The organism is Leptolyngbya iicbica LK (assembly GCF_004212215.1).
In the GTDB taxonomy this organism is placed as follows: Bacteria; Cyanobacteriota; Cyanobacteriia; order Phormidesmidales; family Phormidesmidaceae; genus Halomicronema; species Halomicronema iicbica.
Genome location: NZ_QVFV01000006.1, coordinates 244327 through 267644, shown reverse-complemented (window position 1 = coordinate 267644; position 23318 = coordinate 244327). Strand labels below are relative to the sequence as shown.

The 23318-nt window shown below is 54.0% G+C and carries 22 protein-coding genes and 1 other RNA gene; 15 read left to right on the top strand and 8 right to left on the bottom strand.

The genetic code is table 11. The features are described 5' to 3' along the window. Positions 1-86 precede the first annotated feature (86 nt). A complete protein-coding gene (psaK, locus tag DYY88_RS19900) occupies positions 87-350 on the bottom strand; it encodes a photosystem I reaction center subunit PsaK (RefSeq protein WP_236146308.1) in 264 nt (87 codons plus the stop codon). Between the two features lie 326 nt (positions 351-676). Here psaK and DYY88_RS19895 point away from each other — a divergent pair, with 326 nt between their 5' ends. The 4 genes from DYY88_RS19895 to thiD all read left to right on the top strand — a co-directional run bounded on the left by DYY88_RS19895 (position 677) and on the right by thiD (position 4547). Next, on the top strand, positions 677-1108 hold the full coding sequence (locus DYY88_RS19895) for a hypothetical protein (RefSeq protein WP_039725566.1): 432 nt from the start codon (positions 677-679) through the stop codon (positions 1106-1108). A gap of 140 nt (positions 1109-1248) precedes the next feature. Next, complete coding sequence (locus DYY88_RS19890) at positions 1249-2100, top strand: cell division protein FtsQ/DivIB (protein WP_039725565.1); 852 nt, start codon at positions 1249-1251, stop codon at positions 2098-2100. A 234-nt stretch (positions 2101-2334) separates the two neighbouring features. Beyond that, positions 2335-3624 carry a cell division protein FtsZ gene (ftsZ, locus tag DYY88_RS19885; RefSeq protein ID WP_437438592.1) on the top strand — a complete coding sequence of 430 codons (1290 nt, stop codon included), beginning with the start codon at positions 2335-2337 and terminating at the stop codon, positions 3622-3624. 89 nt (positions 3625-3713) lie between these two features. Next, a complete protein-coding gene (gene thiD, locus DYY88_RS19880; RefSeq protein WP_039729369.1) occupies positions 3714-4547 on the top strand; it encodes a bifunctional hydroxymethylpyrimidine kinase/phosphomethylpyrimidine kinase in 834 nt (277 codons plus the stop codon). A gap of 54 nt (positions 4548-4601) precedes the next feature. Here the strand turns inward: thiD and DYY88_RS19875 are convergent, their stop codons facing one another. The 3 genes from DYY88_RS19875 to ffs all read right to left on the bottom strand — a co-directional run bounded on the left by DYY88_RS19875 (position 4602) and on the right by ffs (position 5680). Then, positions 4602-5087, bottom strand: coding sequence for a hypothetical protein (locus tag DYY88_RS19875; protein WP_039725563.1), 486 nt, complete (start codon positions 5085-5087; stop codon positions 4602-4604). Continuing rightward, positions 5084-5452 carry a phasin family protein gene (locus DYY88_RS19870; RefSeq protein WP_039725562.1) on the bottom strand — a complete coding sequence of 123 codons (369 nt, stop codon included), beginning with the start codon at positions 5450-5452 and terminating at the stop codon, positions 5084-5086. Before DYY88_RS19870 ends, DYY88_RS19875 begins: the two co-directional genes overlap by 4 nt. Before the next feature lie 131 nt (positions 5453-5583). Further along, positions 5584-5680, bottom strand: an RNA gene (gene ffs, locus DYY88_RS19865) — signal recognition particle sRNA small type. Between the two features lie 315 nt (positions 5681-5995). Here ffs and DYY88_RS19860 point away from each other — a divergent pair. The 8 genes from DYY88_RS19860 (at position 5996) to DYY88_RS19825 (ending at position 16298) form a co-directional block, all read left to right on the top strand. Then, positions 5996-8059 (top strand): beta-ketoacyl-ACP synthase III, encoded by a 2064-nt coding sequence (locus tag DYY88_RS19860; protein ID WP_236146307.1) that lies wholly within the window; start codon positions 5996-5998, stop codon positions 8057-8059. Beyond that, positions 8060-8962 (top strand): DUF6999 family protein, encoded by a 903-nt coding sequence (locus tag DYY88_RS19855; RefSeq protein WP_039725560.1) that lies wholly within the window; start codon positions 8060-8062, stop codon positions 8960-8962. A 208-nt stretch (positions 8963-9170) separates the two neighbouring features. Beyond that, positions 9171-9638 (top strand): inner membrane protein YiaA, encoded by a 468-nt coding sequence (yiaA, locus tag DYY88_RS19850; RefSeq protein ID WP_063776161.1) that lies wholly within the window; start codon positions 9171-9173, stop codon positions 9636-9638. Positions 9639-9798: 160 nt separating this feature from the next. Continuing rightward, on the top strand, positions 9799-10281 hold the full coding sequence (locus tag DYY88_RS19845) for a hypothetical protein (RefSeq protein WP_039725559.1): 483 nt from the start codon (positions 9799-9801) through the stop codon (positions 10279-10281). A 169-nt stretch (positions 10282-10450) separates the two neighbouring features. Beyond that, positions 10451-12025, top strand: a complete 1575-nt coding sequence (locus DYY88_RS19840) for a M16 family metallopeptidase (protein ID WP_039725558.1) — start codon at positions 10451-10453, stop codon at positions 12023-12025. A 71-nt stretch (positions 12026-12096) separates the two neighbouring features. Then, complete coding sequence (locus DYY88_RS19835; protein WP_236146306.1) at positions 12097-13596, top strand: M16 family metallopeptidase; 1500 nt, start codon at positions 12097-12099, stop codon at positions 13594-13596. A 159-nt stretch (positions 13597-13755) separates the two neighbouring features. Then, a complete protein-coding gene (locus tag DYY88_RS19830) occupies positions 13756-14718 on the top strand; it encodes a UDP-glucuronic acid decarboxylase family protein (protein WP_039725557.1) in 963 nt (320 codons plus the stop codon). 194 nt (positions 14719-14912) lie between these two features. Continuing rightward, positions 14913-16298: a UDP-glucose dehydrogenase family protein gene (locus tag DYY88_RS19825; RefSeq protein WP_039725556.1), complete on the top strand. Its 1386-nt coding sequence runs from the start codon at positions 14913-14915 to the stop codon at positions 16296-16298. 236 nt (positions 16299-16534) lie between these two features. On the opposite strand, the gene DYY88_RS19820 is transcribed toward DYY88_RS19825, so the two are convergent. The 3 genes from DYY88_RS19820 to psaC all read right to left on the bottom strand — a co-directional run bounded on the left by DYY88_RS19820 (position 16535) and on the right by psaC (position 17723). Then, entirely contained in the window at positions 16535-16900 is a 366-nt protein-coding gene (locus DYY88_RS19820; protein ID WP_039725555.1) for a cupin domain-containing protein, read from the bottom strand. Positions 16901-16981: 81 nt separating this feature from the next. Then, the gene (locus DYY88_RS19815) at positions 16982-17299 is read right to left on the bottom strand and encodes a hypothetical protein (protein WP_039729365.1); all 318 of its coding nucleotides are present in this window, start codon (positions 17297-17299) and stop codon (positions 16982-16984) included. Positions 17300-17477: 178 nt separating this feature from the next. Continuing rightward, positions 17478-17723, bottom strand: a complete 246-nt coding sequence (psaC, locus tag DYY88_RS19810) for a photosystem I iron-sulfur center protein PsaC (RefSeq protein WP_072041292.1) — start codon at positions 17721-17723, stop codon at positions 17478-17480. 825 nt (positions 17724-18548) lie between these two features. Between psaC and acpP the strand changes: the two genes are divergently transcribed. The 3 genes from acpP to tkt all read left to right on the top strand — a co-directional run bounded on the left by acpP (position 18549) and on the right by tkt (position 22393). Further along, on the top strand, positions 18549-18794 hold the full coding sequence (acpP, locus tag DYY88_RS19805; protein WP_039725554.1) for an acyl carrier protein: 246 nt from the start codon (positions 18549-18551) through the stop codon (positions 18792-18794). 79 nt (positions 18795-18873) lie between these two features. After that, positions 18874-20127, top strand: a complete 1254-nt coding sequence (gene fabF / locus DYY88_RS19800) for a beta-ketoacyl-ACP synthase II (protein WP_039725553.1) — start codon at positions 18874-18876, stop codon at positions 20125-20127. A gap of 265 nt (positions 20128-20392) precedes the next feature. Further along, a complete protein-coding gene (tkt, locus tag DYY88_RS19795; protein WP_039725552.1) occupies positions 20393-22393 on the top strand; it encodes a transketolase in 2001 nt (666 codons plus the stop codon). 61 nt (positions 22394-22454) lie between these two features. On the opposite strand, the gene DYY88_RS19790 is transcribed toward tkt, so the two are convergent. Next, entirely contained in the window at positions 22455-23282 is an 828-nt protein-coding gene (locus DYY88_RS19790) for a TlyA family RNA methyltransferase (RefSeq protein ID WP_039725551.1), read from the bottom strand. Positions 23283-23318: the final 36 nt, after the last annotated feature.

Sequence of the window (23318 nt, the reverse complement as noted above, 5' to 3'; positions counted from 1 at the left end):
TGGAGACGGGATCGAAACACAACAGCGCCAGACACTGTTTGCCTGACGCTGGTTGCTGTTGGCCATTTTTTAAACTGGCCAAGCCACTAGAGGACGCCTAAGCTGGATAGCCCCAAGATGGCTCCCGCCCCGAGAACGTGACCAAAGCTAGTGGTGCCGATGACGGCGGGTAAGCCAAAGCCGCCGAAAAGAGCGGGGGAAGGCATTGCGGGGCCTTCGCTGGGATATTTGATGGTGAATTTGCCGATCGCGATCGCCAGAATGTTGCAGACAATCATCACGACAGCAACTTTGGGACTCCATTCAGGAGAGCTGGGCACTGCGGCTGCTAGCAAAGAAAGATAAGTCAATTTCGATGTCCTCAAATACGTCGTCATTCGCATCTAGGCCAAGCCGTGTCTGACAACCCACGAGCTGCCAGCCGCTTCGACCTTAGTCAAGATTCTTGATGACAGGTAAAGGCAAAGCAAAACCTTGTTGCAAGAATTTACAGAACGCTGTCCTGGATATCGACAGTTGTGGTCCTTGGGGATCGGCGGATCAGCTTTGGGATAGCTAGGGTGAAGTTTGCTGCGCCCATTGTGCCGTTAAGCTGAAGATAGTGACGGATGAGCCTGGTACCAATCAGCTCTATTCGTCATGCGTCCGGCGTTGTGGTGTGGTTAAAGAGGTCGAGATGGAACGCGGATTACTATGGCTACCGCTACTGGGCGTGTTTATCTGGCTCGCCTGGGCGGGCTGGAACGAGTACCAGAAGCTAGAAGCGTATAAACAATGGGCCGCGACCTTTGAGCGGGCAAAATATGACATTTATGCGGTGTTGGGGCAGCAGGGCGATCGCTTGGTGTGGGGCAAACCGACTCGCCAAGGCCCAGTGGCGTTGCAAGAAGTGACGCTCTCAGCCCTCCAAACCCTGACCCTTTACAGTGCAGAGCGGCCATTACCCGAGAAGGCTAACTTACCCAAAGGCTGCACGATCGCGATCGGTCTCGAACTCGACGACAACACCCAGCAGTGGATTCCGTTTACCGATGCTGACTTAGCCCTCGCTTGGAAAAATCAGTTGCAGACCTTGCAAGAATCGCTACAATCGACGCCACAGACTTAGATGATGGCTGACCATAACGACCGACTCAAGGCGCAAATTGACGATGCTGCAACATGGGTTGATCAAGGTGACCGCTCTCGGTACATTGGCTGGATTATCTAAGCTGAAACCTCCTTTGCTGCGGTGTGCGCGATCGCGTTATGACCAACCTTGCCACCCCCTCTCCTGAAGAACTTGCGGATCGTCGGCGTAGCCTCAAACGGCAGCGACGCCTTCGCAACTTGCAGCATCTATGGCGCGTAGTGGCCATCACGGGCTTAGCGGCTAGCGCGATTTGGCTCATTCGTAATCCGTTTTGGCTGCTCCTGCGTGACCAGCAGCAAGTCCTGATCGACGGCAATGAAATGTTGTCGGATGACGCCATCTACCAAGTCTTAGGGCTGGAATATCCCCAGCGTATTTTTGATATTGAGCCTGAGCAACTGGTAAAGCGGTTGCGAACGGAGGCGCCCGTGGCCTATGCCCAAGTCAATCGTCAACTGTTTCCGCCCCGCGTTGAAATCACCCTGCAAGAACGCATTCCAGTAGCGGTGACGGTGCCCTCACGACCGCTGGCGAACGACCAGTCGAAACCGAGCCCCATGCATCAGCCGGGCCTGCTGGACTCCGAAGGATATTGGATTGCCCAAAGTGCGGTGGTGGGGCTCAATCAAGATTTTGCGTTGCCCACTTTGCAGGTGCGAGGGTTTCACGCCCGCTATCGTAGCCAATGGCCTCGACTATATGAGGCCATTCAGTCGAGCCCCGTCGAGATTCAAGAAATCGACTTGCGATCGCCCAATAATCTGATCATTCAGACTGCGGTCGGCACCGTTCATTTGGGTATCTATGATGCGCGTCGCTTATCTGAACAATTAGCGATTTTGCCGCAGTTAAGTCAGTTAACGAGCGATCCCCAAGCGCCTCCGGTCGATTATGTGGATCTCGCGAATCCGCAGGTGCCCGCTGTGAAATTGGCTGAACCGCCCACAGAGACCCAAACAACACCTTAAGAAAATCTGAAATTCCCTGATCCCTTCGACAAAAACATGGTCGATAGGGTAACTTTTTAGGCTAGTTTGAGCAAGTTGCGATCGCCCTAGCTGGCGTGAGCAATTAGCTGCCATTACGGCGATTTCAGGCACTGTGTGGTTTGTTTGGTTTTTCCACCGAAGTACCTTATAGTTGTCTAAATCGTACGGGGTATTGCTTACTCGCAGTTGATTTTCTATGAAAGGTAGAGGTTCATGTCTTCTAATTCAGCGTCGACTGATTTCGATGACAACGGTTTTGAGATGAACGGCTCCCATCTTTCAGTCCAAGATGATGCTTCATCGCAGGTAGGGGGTGCTCAAGTTACTCTTAGCCCAACCTCTAGTACATCTGAAGACAGCAGCGATAGCCCCAAAACGGCTTCTGGAGAAATGCTCCTAAACGGTGAGACTGTGCCCAGTAATATTGCAAAAATCAAAGTTATCGGTGTCGGCGGCGGCGGCTGTAATGCAGTCAATCGCATGATTCACAGTGGTCTTTCTGGAATTGAGTTCTGGACAGTCAATACAGATGCCCAAGCCCTGCTCAACACCGCGACCGAAAATCGCTTGCAAATCGGCCAAAAGTTGACCCGAGGCCTGGGGGCAGGCGGTAACCCGGCCATCGGTCAAAAAGCAGCAGAGGAATCGCGCGATGAAATTGCTGCGTCTCTCGAAGAATCAGATTTAGTATTTATCACGGCTGGCATGGGCGGCGGCACCGGTACGGGCGCGGCTCCGGTCGTGGCCGAAGTGGCCAAAGAGTCCGGCGCACTGACGGTGGGGGTCGTTACTCGGCCCTTTACGTTTGAAGGTCGTCGTCGCACCGGGCAGGCAGATGACGGAATTGAGGCCTTGCAGAGCCGCGTCGATACGCTGATTGTGATTCCCAATGATCGCCTGCTGTCCGTCATTTCAGAGCAAACCCCGGTTCAAGAAGCCTTTCAGTCTGCTGATGATATTTTGCGCCAGGGCGTACAGGGCATTTCCGACATCATCATGATTCCGGGCTTAGTCAATGTAGACTTCGCCGACGTGCGAGCAGTGATGGCCGATGCGGGTTCAGCGTTGATGGGCATTGGCATGGGCTCTGGCAAGTCCCGGGCGCGGGAAGCCGCGATCGCGGCTATTTCTTCGCCGCTGTTAGAGTCTTCCATTGATGGTGCTTCTGGTGCGGTCTTCAACATCACGGGTGGGGCCGATTTGACCCTACATGAAGTCAACTCTGCGGCTGAGATCATCTACGAAGCGGTTGACCCCAATGCCAATATTATTTTTGGTGCCGTGATTGATGAGCGAATGCAGGGTGAAGTCCAGATTACGGTCATTGCTACCGGCTTTAATCTGGAGTCCCATGGTGGTCAAATCGATGCCTCCCGCATTACGCCGCTGAAGCGCAACAACTTGGCAAGCAAGCCGTCCCCTTCGTCACCGGAGCCTCCAAATAGCGGGCCAGGCGGTTTAGATATTCCTGAGTTTTTACAGCGTCGCCGTCCTAATCGGTAACTCAGCTATGGGTGACCACTACTTCTCGACCTCTTCTAAACGGAGCAGGTCGATTTAGTTTGACCGCTGCTTTGCTATCGGAGACCTTTGTGGCTAATTCGCTGACTCCTCCCGTTGCCCTGACGATCGCTGGTTCTGACAGTGGGGGCGGTGCCGGAATTCAGGCTGACTTACGCACCTTTGCCTTTCACCAAGTGCATGGGACGAGCGCACTCACTTGCATCACTGCCCAAAATACCTGCGGCGTCACTCGCGTCGATGCCCTGCCGCCCGAAGCAGTTGTGGCCCAAATGCAAGCTGTCATTCAGGACATCGGCGTGCAGAGTGCCAAACTCGGGATGCTGTTAAACACGGGCATTATGACTGCGGTTTCGGAAGCGATCGCCCAATCCTCGGTTCCCGCTTGGGTGATTGATCCGGTGATGGTGTCGCGCACTGGGGCGCAACTGATTGACGATGCCGCGATCGCCACCCTCAAGACTCGTCTGGTGCCCCAAGCGACGGTGCTGACGCCTAACCGTTACGAGGCGCAGATTTTAGGCGATCTCGAAATTCACACCCTGGCCGACATGGAAATTGCCGCGCAAAAAATCTTTGATTTGGGACCGCAAGCAGTGCTGGTCAAAGGTGGGGGCATGCCGGGGGAGTTGCGCGGGGTGGATGTGTGGTATGACGGTCACGAGCCGATCACGCTTACCACTGAAACCATTGATACCCAAGACACCCACGGCACGGGATGTACGTTGTCAGCCGCGATCGCGGCTAACCTCGCTTTAGGCAAAGCCACTTTTACCGCTGTTCAACACGCTAAAAATTATGTCACTCAAGCCTTGCAGTACTCTCTGCGGATTGGCCAGGGGCAAGGCCCAGTCGGGCACTTTTTTCCGCTGTTAGAAGCTTCAGAATACGGTGAGATTGCTTGATGTCTGGCTATCTCTGTCTCGCACCTCTAGGACGGGATGGGAGACAGACTGCCTTTAGGATGACGGAAGATGGGACTCCCAGTCAGGGCAGGATTCTGCCTCGGGGCCGTAGGGATACATGGCGCAGACAAGCATATTACCGCCATGGGGCTGACCGTAGTAATGTTTGCAGCCGATACATGTGGGATGGTCATTGACCATCGGCTCAACGTGGCTAGCAATCGGGGCCGCCATCGCCTCAATCCAGGCCTCCAGAGCAACAGCCATGGGTTCGACAATGGGGGTGACGAACTCTGCGAACTCCTCCGAGAATCTTTCTGCCTCTTGATCCAGAGCCGTTTCCAGAGGTTCCAATGAGCGATTCAGTTCATTGGCCCACTGGTCTAAGGTCGGGGCAAGTTGCTTCTCCAGTTCGTCAGCGATCGCATCAGCCGTGTCGACAACTCCCTGCAGGGTTTCCTCAGCCCAAACTTCCGTTTGCCGAGTAGCGTCTTCTAAGAGGCGTGAGAAATCTCTGGCCCAATTCTCAAAATCATTCATTGACGGTTGTTGCGTTTCAACTCTTCTAACTGCTGCCGAGTCGCTTCGACTTGCCGACGCAGGGCTTCGGCTTCTTGCGCGGCAGCATCTTCGGTATCATCTACAATTTCGATGCGGCGCGGCTGCTCGGGCGGTGTTGCGGAGGGCGACTGGGGGGCGGCGGTTTGTGCTTGCTGCATCATTTTATCGATTAACTGCTGCGCTTCACCAGCGGTCATTTCGCCGCGCTCAACTAATTCATTGGCGATCGCGGTGGTCTGTTCCCGCAGTTCTTTAAGCGTGCCGCCCGCCTTTTCGCCCGCATAAGACGCAGCTCCGACCCCTAGATAAAACGCTTTTTGTACTAAATCTCCAAAACCTGCCATGGACGCTTCCTCAGCGATGAAGTCTTCTTTAGGATAAGAACCCCAAACTGAGAATGCCCATTGGGGTTAACCGCCAGTGATGGGGGGAATGACTGTCGCTTGCTGCCCCGGCAACGATCGGGCAAAACGCAAGAGACCCGGAGTCCACGCCTGTCACAAGCATCCCGTAATGCTGCTACCTTCCGGTCCTGACATGGTTTGGGCGTTGTGACCGCATGGGTCCAGGTCACTTACACCATAACATCATTCCTGGATTTTCGACTGCGATCGCTAAGGGAGAGGAGCTCAATGACTGCTCCTAGAGAGCGTCAACGTTTCCGGCGATCGCGGCGCTTCAGTTAACAACTCGACGACGGGAATGCGACCGCTGATCGGTCAAAAACTTCGATCTACTTCGCTTCACTTCGATCCCCTTCCTAAACCTTCAAAGCCTTGCTGGTCAGTCTTTCTGGCTACACCATTGTCATTGGCAGTGCAGGGATGCGCTGAAGATACTGGACCCAAGTTGCTTAACTTGCTCATCTAGTTCGGAGATTTCAGTCCATGCCATCTAGCTCTCTCAATGCCCAATCGTTGATGAACGGTTCCCTGCCGTCAGCCTACATCACCCACATCGGTAAATATTTGCCGGGCGAGGCGATCGCCAATGACGAAATGGAGGATTACCTCGGTCGCGTCCACGGCAAAAAGTCTCGCGTCAAGGCCCGCATTCTCAAAAGTAACGGTATTCAGCAACGCTACTATGCGCTGGATAAACAGCAGCGCACCACCATCAGCAACGGTCAAATGGCGGCGGCGGCGGTGCGGGATCTGCTGAGTCAGTCGGGGATTAATCCCCGCGCGGTCGATTTACTGGCCTGCGGTACGACCTGGCCTGATCAGCTCGTCCCCGGCTTTGCCAGCATGGTGCATGGCGAACTGTCAGAACTTGCCCCGCTGGAGGCGACCTCACATCTCGGTGTTTGCTGTGCTGGAGTCGCGGCGCTGAAATATGCCGCGTCACAGGTGCAGTTGGGCCAAAAGCGCCAGGCTGTTGCTGTGGCATCGGAACTGGCTTCCCGACTCTTTAAGCACACGCGGTTTGAGGCGGAAGCCGACACCCAAGCGGGAGAAAATCTGCCTTTTGACACGGAGTTTTTGCGATGGATGTTGTCGGATGGGGCGGGGGCGGTGCTGGTGAGCGATCGCCCTGCTCCCCAAGGGCTGAGCCTCAAAGTGGAGTGGATCGAGTCGATTTCCCATGCGAACGCGCATCCCGTCTGCATGTATGCCGGGGTCGAGAGTCCCGACACGCTAACGAGCTGGATGGATTATCCCTCCCAGGCCGAGGCGGCGGCGGACGGGGCGATCAACCTTCGCCAAAATATTCGCTTGCTGGACAAGGTGGTGCAGTTGGGCGTGGAAGGTTGGCTGCGGCTGATCGAAGCCGGTCGAGTTCGCCCCGATGAGGTGGATTGGCTCCTGTGTCACTACTCCTCGCACTTTTTCCGCAGCCAGATTATCGAGCTGTTGGAAAAAGCAGGTTGCATGATCCCCGAAGAGAAGTGGTTTACCAATCTCTATACGCGCGGGAATACGGGCTGTGCGTCGATTTATCTGATGCTGGAAGAATTGTTCCATTCAGAGAAATTGCAGCCAGGTCAAAAGATCTTTTGCTTTGTGCCAGAGAGCGGGCGATTCACTACGGCATACATCATGCTAACGGTGGTGGAGGGCACGATTCCCCAAAATCCCTCCCAAACATCGGGCGATCGCAGCCAGTTACTTGAAAGCCCCCTTTCTCAAGGGGGCGGCGACAGCGGGGGATCCGCGATCGCTGGGACGACCAAACCCGTTGATCAAGCGACAGCATCTGAAGGGATCCCCCCGACCCCCCTTAACAAGGGGGGCGCTCCTAAGCAGTTACTTGAGAGCCCCCTTTCTCAAGGGGGCGGCGACAGCGGGGGATCTACCGATGAGGTGTCGGCGGAACTGCTGCGGCAGTTGATGTTGGTATGGCTGAGCTTTGAGCGCGAGCTGCGATCAGTGCCGATTATCAACCGACTCAATCAAGGTACCTTCACCCTGGAAGACTACAAGGCCATGTTGCTCAATCTGCGACCGCAGGTGGTGGATGGGGCGCGATGGATTACCCGTGCCGCGTCGAATATGACGAACTTTGAGCTGCGATCGCACCTGATCAGCCACGCCCGTGACGAGCACCGCGATTTCCAAATGCTAGAGCGAGATTACGTCGCTGTTGGCGGTGAACTCGACGAAATTCTCAACGCCAAGCAAAACATCGGTTCCGAAGCGCTGTCAGCGTTCATCTTTCAACGCGCCTCGCGGGAAAATCCCATCGATTTGCTGGGCAGCATCTTCATTGTGGAAGGGCTGGGCAATCGCATGGCCGGACAATGGGCCGAGCAGATTCGTCAAACATTGTCGCTGGAAAAATCTCAGATAACGTTCTTGAGCTATCACGGGGAAAACGACGAAGCCCACGTCCAGAAGCTCGATGCCTTTCTCAATGCCGACTGGATGACAGCGGAAATCGCCGCCCGCATTGTCAAAACTGCCCAGGTCACGGCTCGCCTGTATCGTCTGCAAATAGAGGAGATTCAGTAAATGACGTACATCCCAGAGACGCGCGATCGCCAGGATCCCAATCATTGGGACGCCCTCTATTTTGATGCGGGCATTCCTGTGGACCCGGTGGCCAAAGCCTACATGGTCAAAGACCTGCAAAGCTGGTCGCGCAATTACCTGCTGCTGCCCATCAAGGTCATTGCCAACCTCAGCATGGGCCTCATCATGACGGTGAAACGGCTGTTGCCCTTCCAGTTTCGTTCCTACTGGTTGATGCACCAGATGGCGGTGTGGTTTCTCAATACCTTTGCGACGCCAGAAGCCTGCTACCTGATTGTGCGACACCTGGGCATTGGCTCCAACATCGTCAACTTTCTCATCGACAATGGCCCCGACCCGACTCTGCCCCGTTCTAACCTTTACCCTCGCACAGTGGCCGACTTGGCGGACAACGCTTTTCTGGAACACGACATCATTCTCTATAACTTTGTGCTGGACTATCACGCGGCGCAACGGGCGCATCCGAACTGGCTGGCGGCGGTGCAGCAGCGGGGCATCGATTTCAGCGGTTTGCGACCCCTGGAGATTGATGTGGATACGACGCGACGGGGCTGGCTGCAAGTGCTGGATATGGAATCGGCCCTGGAATTGTTCAAGATTTGCTACTCCCTCTGCGTCACCAGTCGGGAGTTTCAGCGGGCGGTGCTGTCGCTCCAGTTTGACGAAAGTTTTGCCCAATATTTCAGCCAACTGACGGGCGACTATCGCTGGAACCATGTGGTGACCAATCGCCATCCCCTCGCGCCCAATAGTCCCTTTGCTGCTGCCCACGATCTCCTGCTCCACGGGGTGCTGTCGGAATATTTGCACCGCTATCTAGAACTGGCAGCAGCGGCACAAACCGAAGCAGTGCAGCCCAATTCTGTGGCTCACCAGGTTTAGGCCTACCGATATAACCAAGGCGGGAACTGGTCTGCGGAGGGACAGCCGAGACGGCTATCCCACTCATGAAATCTCAAACCTCTCTTCTCTGATCCCCTGAGACGGTTGTCAAACCTGCCCTCTCGCTCCCCTGCCCCCTCTGCTCTTCTTGCGTTCCCACAAAATTCTCAACCCATTCAGCCCATTCCTCACTCTCGGAGTCTGAACTATGAATACGACGAAACCCACCCCGGCCTTTATCGGTGCGTCTTACTGTGCCATGGCCATCGGCATGTCCGCCTTTCTCACGGGACTGTGGCGCACGGCGTCGATGGGCCTGGCCGAAAAAGGCTTCTACTTCACCCTGTTGATGTATGGGCTATACGCTGCTGTGTCTGTGCAAAAGAGTGTGCGCGATCGCAGCGAGAATATTCCCGTCACCGACCTGTACTACGGCATTTCGTGGCTCTCCACTATTCTGTGTCTGTCACTGCTCTGCGTCGGGTTGTGGAATGCCAGTTGGCCGATTAGCGAAAAGGGTTTTTATGCCATGGCCTTTTTGCTCAGTTTATTTGGGGCGATCGCGGTGCAAAAAAATATCCGCGACGTCGCCGGACTGCATCGTTTGGCGAATCGTCCCTTGCCGGATCCCGCACTGCCCGAGCGGCCCATCAGCGATCGCAGCAAAAAATCCTGACGTTTGCATTGAGGCTCAGGATAACAATCCGACTGAGGGCACAGCACGATGAGGCGATCGCCGTAGCTCGGGGACGGGTCCCTGTCGGTTAGATCAGGATGGTCAGGAATCATCCCAGGGACTCGTCCCCTGGGGAAGCTATTGGCAGGACAATCTCGTGATGACCACAACCAGCAAACCAACTTTGCGCCAAGGATTGCAGCGCTATTACGCCGACAATCCCGACTTTGTGCAAAACCAAGATCTGGATCTGGGCCTGGTGCGCATTCCCTGGCAGGATCTGCAACGCCACGACATCATGCACGTGGTCACGGGGTACAGCACGGACCTCGATGACGAAATGCGACTGGTCGGTTTCATTCTCACCGGGCTGACCTGGCGACGCCCCTGGACTTATTACGTGCAAAATATTGGCGCGTTTTTGTCAGTGTTGTGGCGATCGCTCTGGCGGCGCACCGTCGGCACCGAAACCACCCATTACTCACCCCTCGACATCTGTCGCTTCTATCTGGCAGGCATCCGCCAGGGCCGCACCGTGCGGCGACGCATCAACGCCTACCTCGATCCTGGCGCTGTGATGGATCAGGATCTCGACACCTTGCGCCAACACTACGGCATCCACAATGCCGGCGCTTGGGATTGATCGGTAAAATTCATCGGTCGGAATGACCAGCACCGCTCACTCCACCGACTGTACCCACCCCACCCACTTCACTCACTCGACCGACTCCCCACTTACCCAACCGACCAAAAATAGTCACTTACGATCGCAATGTGTTGAAATTATGAAGGTACGGTGACAGGCGATCGCGATGGGACTTTTTCAAAGCAAGATTTTCCGCATGAATCAGCGACGACAGCTTTTGGCCCTGCTCAGCGCGGTGGTGCTCGGTGTTACTGGCCTAATCGGCTGGCCCGCGATCGCTCACGCCCGCGAAGCCAACGTTACGACTGACATTCAGCCCTACCTTGACCGCGTAGCCGAGCAGGTCAGCGAGTTCGAACTCGACAACGGCATGAAGTGGATTGTGTTGGAGCGGCACCAGGCTCCCGTCGTTTCCTTCATGCTGTATGCCGATGTGGGCGCGGTAAACGAAGCCGACGGCGAAACCGGGGTTGCCCACTATTTGGAGCATCTGGCGTTTAAGGGCACTCAGCAAATTGGCACCACCAACTATCCCGCTGAACGGGCCGTCATGGACCAAATGGATGCCGTCTTTGACGAGATTTTGGCCGCGCAAGCCGCTGGCGAGACCGACAAAGTGCCCGAACTAGAAGCCCAACTCGCCGCCCTGCGCCAAGCAGCCGCGCAATACGTCGAGCAAAACAAGTACGGCCAAATTATTGAGCAGGAGGGTGGCGTTGGCCTCAACGCGACGACCGGAGCCGACGCCACCCGCTATTTTTATAGCCTGCCGTCTAACAAGCTCGAACTGTGGATGTCGTTGGAATCTGAGCGCTTTTTAGAGCCCGTGTTCCGCGAGTTTTATCAAGAAAAAGACGTCATCCTCGAAGAGCGACGGATGCGGGTCGATAATTCTCCCATTGGCAAGTTTATTGAGGTATTCCTCGAAGAAGCGTTTGAGGTACATCCCTACCGCCGTCCGGTGATTGGCTATCAGCAGGATCTCTTCAATGCCACTCGCGACTCGGTGCAGCAGTTTTTTGACGCCTACTACGGGCCCAACAACTTGATCGGCGTGGTCGTCGGTGATGTTGATGCCAATGAGGTGCAGCAGATGGCATCGGCTTACTTTGGGCGCTTCCAATCTCGCAGTCTGCCGGCCGAAGTCACGATTGAGGAGCCCCTGCAGACAGAACCCAAATCTTTTACGCTGGAACTGCCAACCGAGCCCTGGTATTTGGAAGGCTACCATCGTCCCAGTCTGACCGACCCCGACCATGCAGTTTACGGCATGATTGAAGGCATTTTGGTCAATGGCCGCACGTCACGCCTGTATAAAGAACTCGTCGAAGACCAGCAAATTGCTCTCGATTTGGGGGGATTTAGCGGCTTCCCTGGCGATAAATATCCCAACATGATGGTGTTATATGGCTTGACGGCTCCCGGAGTGGCCCCGGAGCAAATTGCGGATGAATTTCATCAACAGCTTGAACGCCTCAAATCTGAGCCGGTATCGCAAGCTGAATTGGATCGGGTCAAAACTCAAGCGCAGGCAGGTCTGCTGCGGCAGTTAGATTCCAACTCGGGGATGGCCTCGCTGCTGGCCGAGTACGAAGCCAAGACGGGTTCCTGGCGCAACATTTTTACCGAACTGCAAGAAATCGAAGCGGTGACCGCTGAGGACATTCAGCGGGTGGCCCAAGAGACTTTTCAGCCGGAAAACCGGACGGCTGGCAAACTGCTTTCGGCTGAGACACCTTAAATCGTTTGCCGCGATCGCTCCCCCTTCTTTCATTCTTTCCTTGTTGTCCACTTGTCACTGTGAATGCCGCTATGCGTGGGTCTTTTTCCATCATGATTACTAGCCGTTTTCGCTGGCTGCCCTTGCTGTTAGGCGTCTTGAGCTTAGCGACGGTCTTGGTGCTAGGGTGGTCGCCCGCCCCCGCGTCGGCGGTCACCGCCCAGCATTACACCGAGTTAGAGTTTCCCCCGCTGCGCGATATTCAGATTCCTGACTATGAGCGCTATCAGCTGCCGAACGGCCTCGTGGTGTATCTGATGGAAGATCACGAGTTACCCCTTGTGACCGGAAGCGCGACTTTTCGCACCGGAGAACGGCTGGTACCTGGCGACCAAACTGGCCTAGGGGAAATCACGGGTGATGCGATGCGGTTGGGCGGCACTGTGACCTATCCCGCCGATGCGCTGAATTTGGCCCTGGAACAACGGGCGGCCTCAGTGGAAACCTCGATTGACATGGACTCAGGGACGGCATCCTTCAACACTCTGACGGAAGATTTGACTGACGTTTTTACCCTCTTTGCGGATGTTGTCCAGCGTCCAGCCTTTGCCCCCGATCGCATTGACTTTCTCAAAAATCAGTATCGCGGCTCGATTCAGCGACGCAATGACAACCCTGATGACATTGCGTCCCGTGAGTTTCGCAAGTTGGTATACGGAGACAGTAGCCCCTACGCCCGTACTTATGAGTTCAGCACGATTGACAATATTTCCCGCGATGATATTCAGGCGTTTTATCAAGCATCAGTAAAACCTGAGCAAACGATTTTGGCGATCGCGGGCGACTTTGATCCTGAGTCGATGAAGCAGCTGATTGCCGCGCAATTTGGCAACTGGCAAGCGGCTCCTGAGGCTCCCACTTTGCCCCCGATTCCCGATGCGACCCAGGCCCAGGCGGGTGTGTTTTTAGTCGATCAGCCCCAACTCACCCAAAGCTATGTGCAAATTGGGCATATTGCAGGGCAACGCAACGCCCCCGACTATGCCGAAATGGCCGTGCTGAATGAAGTGCTGAATGGCTTTGGCGGCAGGCTGTTTAACGAAGTACGATCGAGTCAAGGTTTAGCCTACGTGGTCTATGCTTTTTGGGCGGCCCAGTATGACTACGACGGCATCTTTATCGGTGGGGGCCAGACGCGATCTGAGGCGACGGTGCCTTTTATCGAGTCAGTCGAGGATGAAATTGCTAAAGTTCGGCAGGCTCCTGTTTCAGAAGCCGAACTGCAGCGCGCCCAAGATTCAGTGCTGAATAGTTTTGTCTTTAACTTTCAGAGTCCTGAGCAGACCTTGTCGCGGTTGGTGCGGTATGAATATTATGGCTATCCTCAAGATTTTGTCTTTCAATTCCGCGAGGCGATCGCCAACACCACCGCTGCCGCAATTCAAGCCGCCGCTCAACAACATCTCCAACCCGATAATCTCGTCATTTTGGTGGTGGGCAATGCTGCGGACATTACCCCGCCGCTGAGCGCCTTGACCCCAGACCAAACTGTGACCACTGTGGATATCACCATCCCGATGCCGGAAGCTTAACCAATACGTCATCTGTCAGTGGTTGACGTTAGGGCGCTAATTAGGCGAGTGATCCCATGAATTTCCGGTGGGGAGAAATGCCCCACCGCTTCTGAAGTGAGCGTTCATGGGAGAACCCGGGAATCATAGCTCCATGTTCATTATCACTGATGCACCTATATGAGAATTTTAGTCACAGGGGGAGCTGGATTTATTGGCTCTCACATCGTCGATCGCCTCATGCAAGCAGGGCATGATGTGATCTGCCTAGATAATTTTTTTACGGGCCATAAGCGCAATATTCAACATTGGTTTGGCAATCCAAACTTTGAGCTCATTCGCCACGACATTACCGAACCGATTCGCCTAGAAGTTGATCAGATTTATCACTTGGCCTGTCCCGCGTCGCCTGTGCACTACCAATACAATCCCGTGAAAACCATCAAAACGAATGTCATGGGCACGCTGAATATGCTGGGTCTCGCCAAGCGCATCAAAGCGCGCTTTTTGTTGGCTTCCACTTCTGAGGTCTATGGTGATCCGGAAGTGCATCCCCAGCCCGAAGACTATCGGGGCAACGTCAACACCATCGGCATTCGTAGCTGCTATGACGAAGGCAAGCGCGTCGCCGAAACCCTGGCCTTTGATTACCACCGGCAAAACGGTGTAGATATTCGCGTGGCCCGGATTTTCAACACTTACGGTCCCCGCATGTTGGAAAACGATGGCCGCGTCGTCAGTAATTTTGTTGGGCAGGCGCTGCGTGGCATTCCTCTTACGGTATATGGCGATGGTTCACAAACTCGCAGTTTTTGCTTTGTGGATGATTTGGTTGAAGGACTCATTCGCTTAATGAATGGGGACTGCATCGGCCCCGTGAATTTGGGGAATCCGGGAGAATATACGATTCTGCAACTGGCCCAAACCGTACAACAAATGGTGAATCCGGGTGCAGAGCTGCAATATGAACCCCTGCCCCAAGATGACCCCAAACGTCGTCAACCGGATATCACCCGCGCCCAAACCCATCTCGGCTGGCAACCTACCGTGCCACTTGAGGTCGGGCTGACCAAGATGGTGGAAGACTTCAAACAGCGATTACAAATAGAGCAGCGTCTCTCATTGGAAACTACGGTGTCTTAGCGTACCGACAGGGCGGCGATCGCAGATCAATGACTGATGCTGCTGTTAGCTGTACGTTTACCCATGTGGGAATATGTGGCTTGTATGAGCTATCTGTATTTCTCTGAAGTATCTGGGCAAGCTAGACCTAGCCGTCATCACTCTGGCTGTTAGGTATTTGTAAACTCACTTCGTGTTAAAAGGACAGAACTATTATGCGTGTTTGTGTCATTGGAACTGGCTATGTTGGCTTAGTGACGGGGGTTTGCCTGTCGCACATTGGCCATGACGTAATTTGCATCGACAACAATGCAGAAAAGGTCAAATTAATGCAGTCGGGCCAATCGCCAATTTATGAGCCGGGCCTGTCAGAGTTGATGCAGTCGTCGATGGATGCCGGACGGCTTAGCTTTACGACTGACTTGGCGGCGGGCGTCAAGCACGGAGAAGTGCTATTTATTGCGGTGGGCACCCCGCCCCTGCCCACGGGTGAAAGTGACACCCGGTACGTTGAGGCCGTGGCCAAAGGAATTGGGGCCCATCTGAACGGTGGCTATAAAGTGATTGTGAACAAGTCCACCGTGCCTATTGGTTCTGGCGACTGGGTGCGCATGATTGTGATGGATGGTGTCACTGAGCGGAAGAAGTCATTGGTGGGGGCAGGAGCTCCGGCACCGGCAGAAGAAGATATCAAAGCAGATTTTGATGTCGTGAGTAATCCCGAATTTTTGCGGGAAGGGTCGGCGGTTTACGACACGTTTAATCCCGATCGCATTGTGTTGGGTAGCACCAGCGCCAAAGCGATCGCCAAAATGGAGGAACTGTATGCGCCCCTCGTCGAGCGTAAGTTTGCCGAAGATCCTTCGCTGCCGCCCGTGCCGGTGGTGACCACCGACCTGAGCTCGGCTGAAATGGTGAAGTATGCCTCGAACTCGTTTCTCGCGACCAAGATTAGCTTTATTAACGAAATCGCGAATATTTGCGATCGCGTCGGTGCCGATGTCGTGCAAGTGGCCAAAGGCATCGGTCTCGATTCCCGCATTGGCGAAAAATTCTTGCAAGCGGGCATTGGCTGGGGCGGCTCCTGCTTCCCGAAAGACGTGCTAGCGCTGCTGCACACGGCAGATGACTATGGCTACGAGGCGGAACTGCTTAAGGCCACGGTCAGCGTGAACCAACACCAACGCACCATTGCGCTGGAAAAACTGCAGCAGGAACTCAAGATTCTCAAGGGCAAGACGGTCGGGTTGTTGGGCCTGACCTTTAAGCCCGATACTGACGACATGCGGGATGCGCCCTCGCTCACATTGATTGAGCAGTTAAATCGACTGGGTGCCAAAGTCAAAGCATATGACCCGATCGTGTCTCAGAGTGGGCTACGGGATGGCTTGACGGGGGTAATTGTAGAGACGGATCCTGAGCGGCTGGCTGATGGCTGTGATGCTTTGGTGTTGGTCACCGACTGGCAGCAGTTCTTAGAGCTGGACTACGCCAAGATGGCGAGCCTGATGCATACACCGATTGTGATTGATGGCCGCAACTTCTTGCCCCAAGCGCAAATGGAAGAGTGGGGCTTCCGCTACTTGGGCATCGGTCGCTAGATCGCGATCGCCAATCCCTGAAATAGCACTCCGAGGTGAGCATGGCTAGCTGTGCTCACCTTTACTACTAGTGACAGATTTGGCTGTTGCGCATACTGGCTGCCTCTAAGCGCCGAATGATGTTGGATTTCGGGCGTTGCTGAGTGGGCAGATGATTTGGCGACTATTCTCGACTCACCACTTGGAGATTTTGCGCCCGTAACTTTCCGAAGAGAATTGCGGGTTCACAGACGACCTCAGTCGGCGTAGACCGTTTCATCTTCTGCTCGCCACGCCGGATCAACAATGCAAATAAATACCAGCGGCTCCTGCCCAGTGTTATGGATGTGCTGCCGTGCGTTGGGTGGAATATAGATCGCATCCCCCGCGCTGACCGCTTGCACTTCTTCATTGATATGCATATCACCCTGACCGCTCAAGATGTAGTAAACCTCGGAGGTGGTCAGCGAATGGTCGATAGACGTTTGCCCGGCAGGCACCATGGCGTGTGCCAAGCTATAGCGTAGATCCAGCGGTTGTTTGTCAGGGTGCAACAGTTCGCGAAGTTGGGTGTTGTCACCCGCGATGAACATTTCACAATCGTTCAAATTTCGGACGAGCATGGGCGATCGCAATTCTCGATTTATTTTCCTAATCCTAAAGGGGGTAACCCTATGCCAACTAAGCCTTTGGGCCTTTGGGATTTATACCTTGGGTAACGGCCACTCCATACGAGTCGTCTCAAAATCGCGACAACCGATCGCGGCTTCGGACAAGGCCTCTTTAGGATGCAAAGGACACTTCAGCAAATAGTTGCCGGAAAAATACTGGCACTCTGAGCAAGGAATCCGGTGCATTTGCTGGGCGCGTCGAAAACCATCCCACAGTGCGGAACCGATACTCCAAGCACCAAATATCAGCGTCATCCAGGCCACCACAAAGCAAATGGGCACCAAAAAGGGTTGAATGGCTTGGAGTAACGTGTGCGCTACGAGAACAACAAAATTGAGAGCTTGAGCCATATCCAGCAAACTGTAAAACGGCAGAATCTACACCCTAGCTCAATTCATGGCATAGATTTTGATCAATATTGCAGTCAAAGTAAAGGATATTCCTAAAAAGCAGACCAAAATTTATTGAAACAGCAAAACTGGCTATCTGACGTGCAGATAACCAGTTGTCAAAGGCATGACAAATGAATTAGTAAGCCAGACCCATACTGCGAGTGGTTTCTGCACCTAGATACACGCGCACGCTCAGGAAGTCAGTAGGGCAAGCAGTTTCACACCGCTTACAACCGACACAGTCCTCAGTGCGAGGAGAAGCGGCGATTTGGCCAGCTTTGCAGCCATCCCAAGGCACCATCTCCAACACATCAGTCGGACAAGCGCGAACGCACTGGGTACAGCCAATGCAAGTATCGTAAATTTTGACGGAATGAGACATTGAATGAAGGCTCCAATGTTAAACGGGACATTCAAAACTCGTTACAAAGTGCAGCAAATAAGCGCAACGCTTTGAAACGAATAAACAGCAAGGGTTCTCCAATCTTGATAGACAGTCTAAGGGGTCAGTTTTGCCGGACTTCGCTTGATCCCATAAAAGTTTATGGAACGTAATATTGCAGGCGTCTCTGTAAGTTGGCCCCGGGGTGACGTATTGAGTCTGGTCAATGTAGCACGGCGACAGCGCCAGTCAATGCTGCGATCGCGAGATGATTGCCGGACCGCATCTCCATGAGAATTTGGGGGAATCAGCGCTTTTTAAGTCATTGGTGTCGATAGCAGCTAGCGCATTGGCTTCAAAAGGATTGCCACCATACTCAGCCAGGGCGATCGCCAGCACTGCGTACAGCTTTCATTTCGCAGCAGTTGTAGCCATCATTGCTAACCCTGCTGGCTGTTACCAAGGTTTTGACGCTCAGTGGCTGAAGTATGCGCCTTGCCAAGCATTGTCGGGATGGCAATTGCTTGGCGTCGGTTGGCAGTTTTAGACGTTGACTGAACCATGGGCTCCGTTGACTGTGCATGGATCAATGTCTGGATGAATTGGCCTCGGCCTAAGCCGACCGAGTCAAACTCCGGTTAAATAATCTGCCCACATTGACAACTGTGCCAGGTAGGATTCTCCAAATCCTCAATATGACCCTGCACGCTTTCCGATAATATTTAGGGATGCCTCAAACTAAACCCCTCGGCTTGATTTTGTGTCGCACTCGTGGTTTAGGTTTTAGAGGTATTTAATTTTTGATTTCTGGGAAGGGATTGAACTATGAGTCAGGAAGCGGTTTTCGAAAAGGTGCAAAAGATTGTCGCTGAGCAGCTGGGTGTGGATGAAGCGGAAGTAAAGCCCGAAGCTAGCTTTGCAAATGATCTCGGTGCCGATTCTCTAGACACGGTAGAGCTAGTCATGGCCCTGGAAGAAGAATTTGATATTGAAATTCCTGACGAAGCTGCTGAGGGTATTGGCACGGTACAAGCTGCTGTGGACTTTATCAAAGATAAGAAAGCCGCATAGCGATCGCCCTTACTTGACCATGTTGTAACGCAGAGACACGTTGAATAGCGGCAGTGTGTCGCTGCTTTGTAGGTGAGCCATGACAGAGTTGGAAAAAAAGCGAGTCGTTATTACTGGGTTGGGGGCGACTACGCCCATCGGCAACAATTTAGACAGTTACTGGCAAGGATTGCTGGCGGGTAAGTCTGGAGTCGGGCCGATCACGCATTTTGATGCTGCCAAGCACACAACCCAGATTGCGGCTGAAGTAAAGGGCTTTGATCCTTGCGAGTTTATGGATCGCAAAGATGCTAAGCGAATGGATCGCTTTTCGCAGTTTGCCGTGGCCACCAGTAAGCAAGCTCTTGCCGATGCCCAATTAGAGATTAATGATCTCAACGCTGAGCAAGTTGGCGTCATGATTGGTACGGGCATTGGTGGCCTCAAAGTCATGGAAGACCAGCAAGAGGTGTATCTCAATCGGGGCCCCGGGCGCTGTAGCCCCTTTATGGTGCCAATGATGATTGCCAACATGGCTGCTGGGTTGACCGCCATTCAGACGGGTGCTAAAGGCCCTAACTCTTGTCCCGTAACGGCTTGTGCGGCAGGCTCGAATGCGATCGGCGATGCCTTTCGTCTGGTACAGCAAGGGTATGCCCAGGCCATGATTTGTGGCGGTACCGAAGCGGCAATCACCCCATTAGGTGTTGCCGGGTTTGCTTCGGCGCGGGCGCTGTCGGTGCGTAACGATGAACCACAGGCTGCCAGCCGACCGTTTGATCGCGATCGCGATGGCTTTGTCATTGGCGAAGGCTGCGGCATCCTGATTTTAGAATCGCTCGATCATGCCCTGAGTCGCGGAGCCAAAATCTATGGTGAGATGATTGGCTATGGCATGACCTGTGATGCTTACCACATGACGGCCCCGGTCCCGGGAGGGGCTGGTGCCGCCCGCTGCATCCAACTCGCCCTGAAAGATGCCGGCATCACACCGGATCAAGTCAGTTATGTCAATGCCCACGGCACCAGCACGCCGGCAAACGATCCGACAGAAACGCAAGCCATCAAAACGGCACTCGGCGAGCACGCTTATAACATTGCCGTCAGTTCTACCAAGTCAATGACGGGCCACTTGCTAGGGGGGTCTGGGGGCATTGAGGGAGTTGCGGCAGCGATGACTGTAGCCCATGACCAAGTGCCACCCACCATAAACTTAGAAAACCCAGACGAAAACTGCGACCTTGATTATGTTCCTGGTCAAGCACGGCAGATGCCGGTAGATGTGACGTTGTCTAATTCCTTTGGATTTGGTGGGCATAACGTGACACTGGTCTTCCAGAAATACCGTGACTAACGTTACAATTTGAGCGATGAGTATAATGACTTATCGAAAATTATTAAATTCTGGGTCTGTGTCTGCTTGCCCATCCTGAATCGTCCGTTGGCATTATGCGGCTCTATACAGCCGTTGGCGGTTAACTTGTGAGACCGCATTGTGAATGAGATGATAAAGTAGAGGGCTTTTGTGAGCTGCGATAATGTCAGCTTGATTTTGAGCGCCTGTGATGGAAGGGCACGAGGCCCAGCTAAGTACTGTCCCGTCTTTGAGTAGTAGGTTTATGGTTGTCGCATCCCAATCTTTAGAAGCGCTTTGCGTGAACTCGATCCGATTTTTGGCCATTGATGCGGTTCAGAAGGCAAATTCTGGCCACCCTGGTTTGCCCATGGGCGCTGCACCGATGGCCTATGTGCTGTGGGATAAGGTGATGCGCTTTAATCCCAAAAACCCGCAATGGTTTAACCGCGATCGCTTCGTGCTGTCGGCGGGGCATGGTTGCATGTTGCAATATGCGCTGCTCTACCTCACGGGCTATGACAGCGTTTCCTTGGATGATATCAAGCAGTTTCGTCAGTGGGGCTCGACCACACCAGGTCACCCCGAAAACTTTGAAACGCCTGGTATTGAAGTGACCACTGGCCCATTGGGACAGGGGATCTGTAATGGTGTCGGTTTGGCGATGGCTGAAGCGCACTTGGCGAGCCGCTTCAACAAGCCGGATGCCGAGATCGTTGATCACTATACCTACGTAATCTTGGGCGACGGTTGCAATATGGAAGGGGTTTCTGGTGAAGCTTGTTCCCTGGCCGGACACCTGGGCCTCGGCAAGCTGATCGCCCTGTATGACGACAACCATATCTCCATTGATGGTTCTACCGATATTGCCTTCACCGAAGACGTATCCAAGCGTTTTGAAGCTTATGGCTGGCATGTGTTGCATGTGGAAAATGGCAACACTGATCTGGATGCGATCGGTAAAGCCATTGCAGAAGCTAAAGCGGTGACCGATAAGCCGACCATGATTAAGGTCACGACCACCATTGGCTACGGTTCTCCCAACATGGCGGATACTGCTGGCGTCCATGGTGCGCCGTTGGGGCCGGATGAAATTCGGCTCACCCGTGAAGCTTTGGGCTGGAACTACGACAGCTTTGAAGTGCCGGAAGATGCTCTGAGCCACATGCGCAAAGCGGTGGAGCGAGGAGCTAGCCTGCAAGCAGAGTGGGAAGAGACGCTGGCGACTTATCGTACTAAGTACCCCGAAGAGGCGGCGTTGTTTGAGCGGATGCTGTCGGGCAAGCTGCCGGAAAACTGGGCCGATGCGCTGCCGACTTACACCACCGATGACAAAGCGATCGCGACTCGCAAGACCTCTGAAGCGACGCTGAATGCCCTGGCTCCAGTGGTCCCTGAGCTGATCGGCGGCTCTGCTGACTTGACGAAGTCCAACAACACCTTCATGAAGGTGTCCGGTGACTTCCAAAAAGGCGCTTACGAAAATCGCAACATTCGCTTTGGGGTGCGTGAGCATGGTATGGGCGCGATCTGTAACGGCATCGCACTGCACAATTCCGGTCTCATTCCCTACTGTGCGACCTTCCTCGTCTTTGCTGACTACATGCGGGCGGCGATTCGCCTATCAGCTCTGTCCCAGGCGGGCGTGATTTACGTTCTCACCCACGACTCCATCGGTTTGGGTGAAGATGGCCCCACTCACCAGCCCGTGGAAACGATCGCTTCTTTGCGCGCCATTCCTAATCTCACTGTGATTCGTCCCGCCGACGGCACAGAGACATCTGGAGCCTATAAGGTGGCCATTGAGAGCCGCAAAGCCCCAACCTTAATGGCAATGTCGCGTCAAAACTTACCCCAAATCGCGGGTACTTCTATCGAAGGTGTGGCCAAAGGGGCATACACCATCTCTGATAGTGATGGTACTCCCGACCTGATTTTGATCGGTACGGGTAGCGAACTCGAACTGTGTGTTAGGGCAGCCGAGCAATTGACGGCTGCAGGCAAGAAAGTGCGAGTTGTTTCCATGCCCTCTTGGGAATTGTTTGATGCACAAGATGCGGCTTACCAGGAGTCCGTTTTCCCCAAGGCGGTCACTAAGCGCTTGGCAGTGGAAGCGGGCATTGGCATGGGCTGGTGCAAGTATGTGGGCGCTGAAGGCGATGTCATCAGCGTTGAGCGCTTTGGTGCTTCGGCTCCTGGCAATACTGTGTTTGAAAAGTTTGGCTACACCGTAGAGAACGTGGTTGCTAAGGCAAACGCGCTGTAATTTGCCAGTCAAATTGCGGTTACTCGTGTGAAAACACGAGTAACTGATGGATTTAACAGGCTCAAGCTAATTCAGCTTGGGCCTGTTTTGCGATGTTTAAAGTGCCTTGTTCAGTCAGTGATTCGTCGTGAAGTTGAGGCTGCGAGGCTGAAGCAGCCAGCCAGAGCAAGAATTCGATGTTGCCAGCGGGGCCAACGATAGGCGAAAAGGTGAGTCCGCGATCGCGCCATCCCAACGCCCTCGCCGTCTGCAACACTTGCCAAATCGCATCGGCCTGATCTTGCGGCGATCGCACCACGCCTTTTTTGCCAATCTTGTCTCGCCCGACCTCAAACTGCGGTTTAACCAGTAGCACTACTTCCCGAGGGGCGGTGAGTAACTGCCAAAATGCGGGCAATACCTTTGTCAGAGAAATGAACGACACATCCATCACCCCAAAATCGGGCAGGGCTGCGGCTTCGCCATACAACTCTTCAGGGGTGAGATGACGCAAATTGGTGCGCTCTCGTAAGACCACACGGGGATCTTGGCGCAGTTTCCACGCTACCTGACCATAGCCCACATCAATGCCGTAAACCTGTGCTGCTCCTGCTTGAAGCAGACAATCGGTAAAACCGCCTGTGGAAATGCCGCCATCCAGACAAATGCGATCGCTCACCGTAATGGCAAAAGTCTCGAGGGCTTTTGCCAGTTTTTCGCCACCGCGGGACACAAATCGAGATCGCGGCTTGACAGTGATTTCTGCATCGAGGGCGATCGCCGTCCCGGGCTTATCGACGACTTGATGATTGACCTGCACCTCGCCAGCCCGTATCCAGCGTTGAGCCAACTGGCGAGTTTCACAGAGGCCTCGCTCTACCAGCAGCATATCGAGTCGTTGTTTGGCCATGCAAAGGTTCAGTAAGGACGCCGAGCGACGGTTTTT

Coding starts and splice junctions, on each gene's coding strand:
- DYY88_RS19895 (WP_039725566.1), top strand. CDS start 677: ATGGAACGCGGATTACTATGGCTACCGCTACTGGGCGTGTTTATCTGG.
- DYY88_RS19890 (WP_039725565.1), top strand. CDS start 1,249: ATGACCAACCTTGCCACCCCCTCTCCTGAAGAACTTGCGGATCGTCGG.
- ftsZ (WP_437438592.1), top strand. CDS start 2,335: ATGTCTTCTAATTCAGCGTCGACTGATTTCGATGACAACGGTTTTGAG.
- DYY88_RS19875 (WP_039725563.1), bottom strand. CDS start 5,087: ATGAATGATTTTGAGAATTGGGCCAGAGATTTCTCACGCCTCTTAGAA.
- DYY88_RS19870 (WP_039725562.1), bottom strand. CDS start 5,452: ATGGCAGGTTTTGGAGATTTAGTACAAAAAGCGTTTTATCTAGGGGTC.
- DYY88_RS19860 (WP_236146307.1), top strand. CDS start 5,996: ATGCCATCTAGCTCTCTCAATGCCCAATCGTTGATGAACGGTTCCCTG.
- DYY88_RS19855 (WP_039725560.1), top strand. CDS start 8,060: ATGACGTACATCCCAGAGACGCGCGATCGCCAGGATCCCAATCATTGG.
- yiaA (WP_063776161.1), top strand. CDS start 9,171: ATGAATACGACGAAACCCACCCCGGCCTTTATCGGTGCGTCTTACTGT.
- DYY88_RS19845 (WP_039725559.1), top strand. CDS start 9,799: ATGACCACAACCAGCAAACCAACTTTGCGCCAAGGATTGCAGCGCTAT.
- DYY88_RS19840 (WP_039725558.1), top strand. CDS start 10,451: ATGGGACTTTTTCAAAGCAAGATTTTCCGCATGAATCAGCGACGACAG.
- DYY88_RS19835 (WP_236146306.1), top strand. CDS start 12,097: ATGCGTGGGTCTTTTTCCATCATGATTACTAGCCGTTTTCGCTGGCTG.
- DYY88_RS19830 (WP_039725557.1), top strand. CDS start 13,756: ATGAGAATTTTAGTCACAGGGGGAGCTGGATTTATTGGCTCTCACATC.
- DYY88_RS19825 (WP_039725556.1), top strand. CDS start 14,913: ATGCGTGTTTGTGTCATTGGAACTGGCTATGTTGGCTTAGTGACGGGG.
- DYY88_RS19820 (WP_039725555.1), bottom strand. CDS start 16,900: ATGCTCGTCCGAAATTTGAACGATTGTGAAATGTTCATCGCGGGTGAC.
- DYY88_RS19815 (WP_039729365.1), bottom strand. CDS start 17,299: ATGGCTCAAGCTCTCAATTTTGTTGTTCTCGTAGCGCACACGTTACTC.
- psaC (WP_072041292.1), bottom strand. CDS start 17,723: ATGTCTCATTCCGTCAAAATTTACGATACTTGCATTGGCTGTACCCAG.
- acpP (WP_039725554.1), top strand. CDS start 18,549: ATGAGTCAGGAAGCGGTTTTCGAAAAGGTGCAAAAGATTGTCGCTGAG.
- fabF (WP_039725553.1), top strand. CDS start 18,874: ATGACAGAGTTGGAAAAAAAGCGAGTCGTTATTACTGGGTTGGGGGCG.
- tkt (WP_039725552.1), top strand. CDS start 20,393: ATGGTTGTCGCATCCCAATCTTTAGAAGCGCTTTGCGTGAACTCGATC.
- DYY88_RS19790 (WP_039725551.1), bottom strand. CDS start 23,282: ATGGCCAAACAACGACTCGATATGCTGCTGGTAGAGCGAGGCCTCTGT.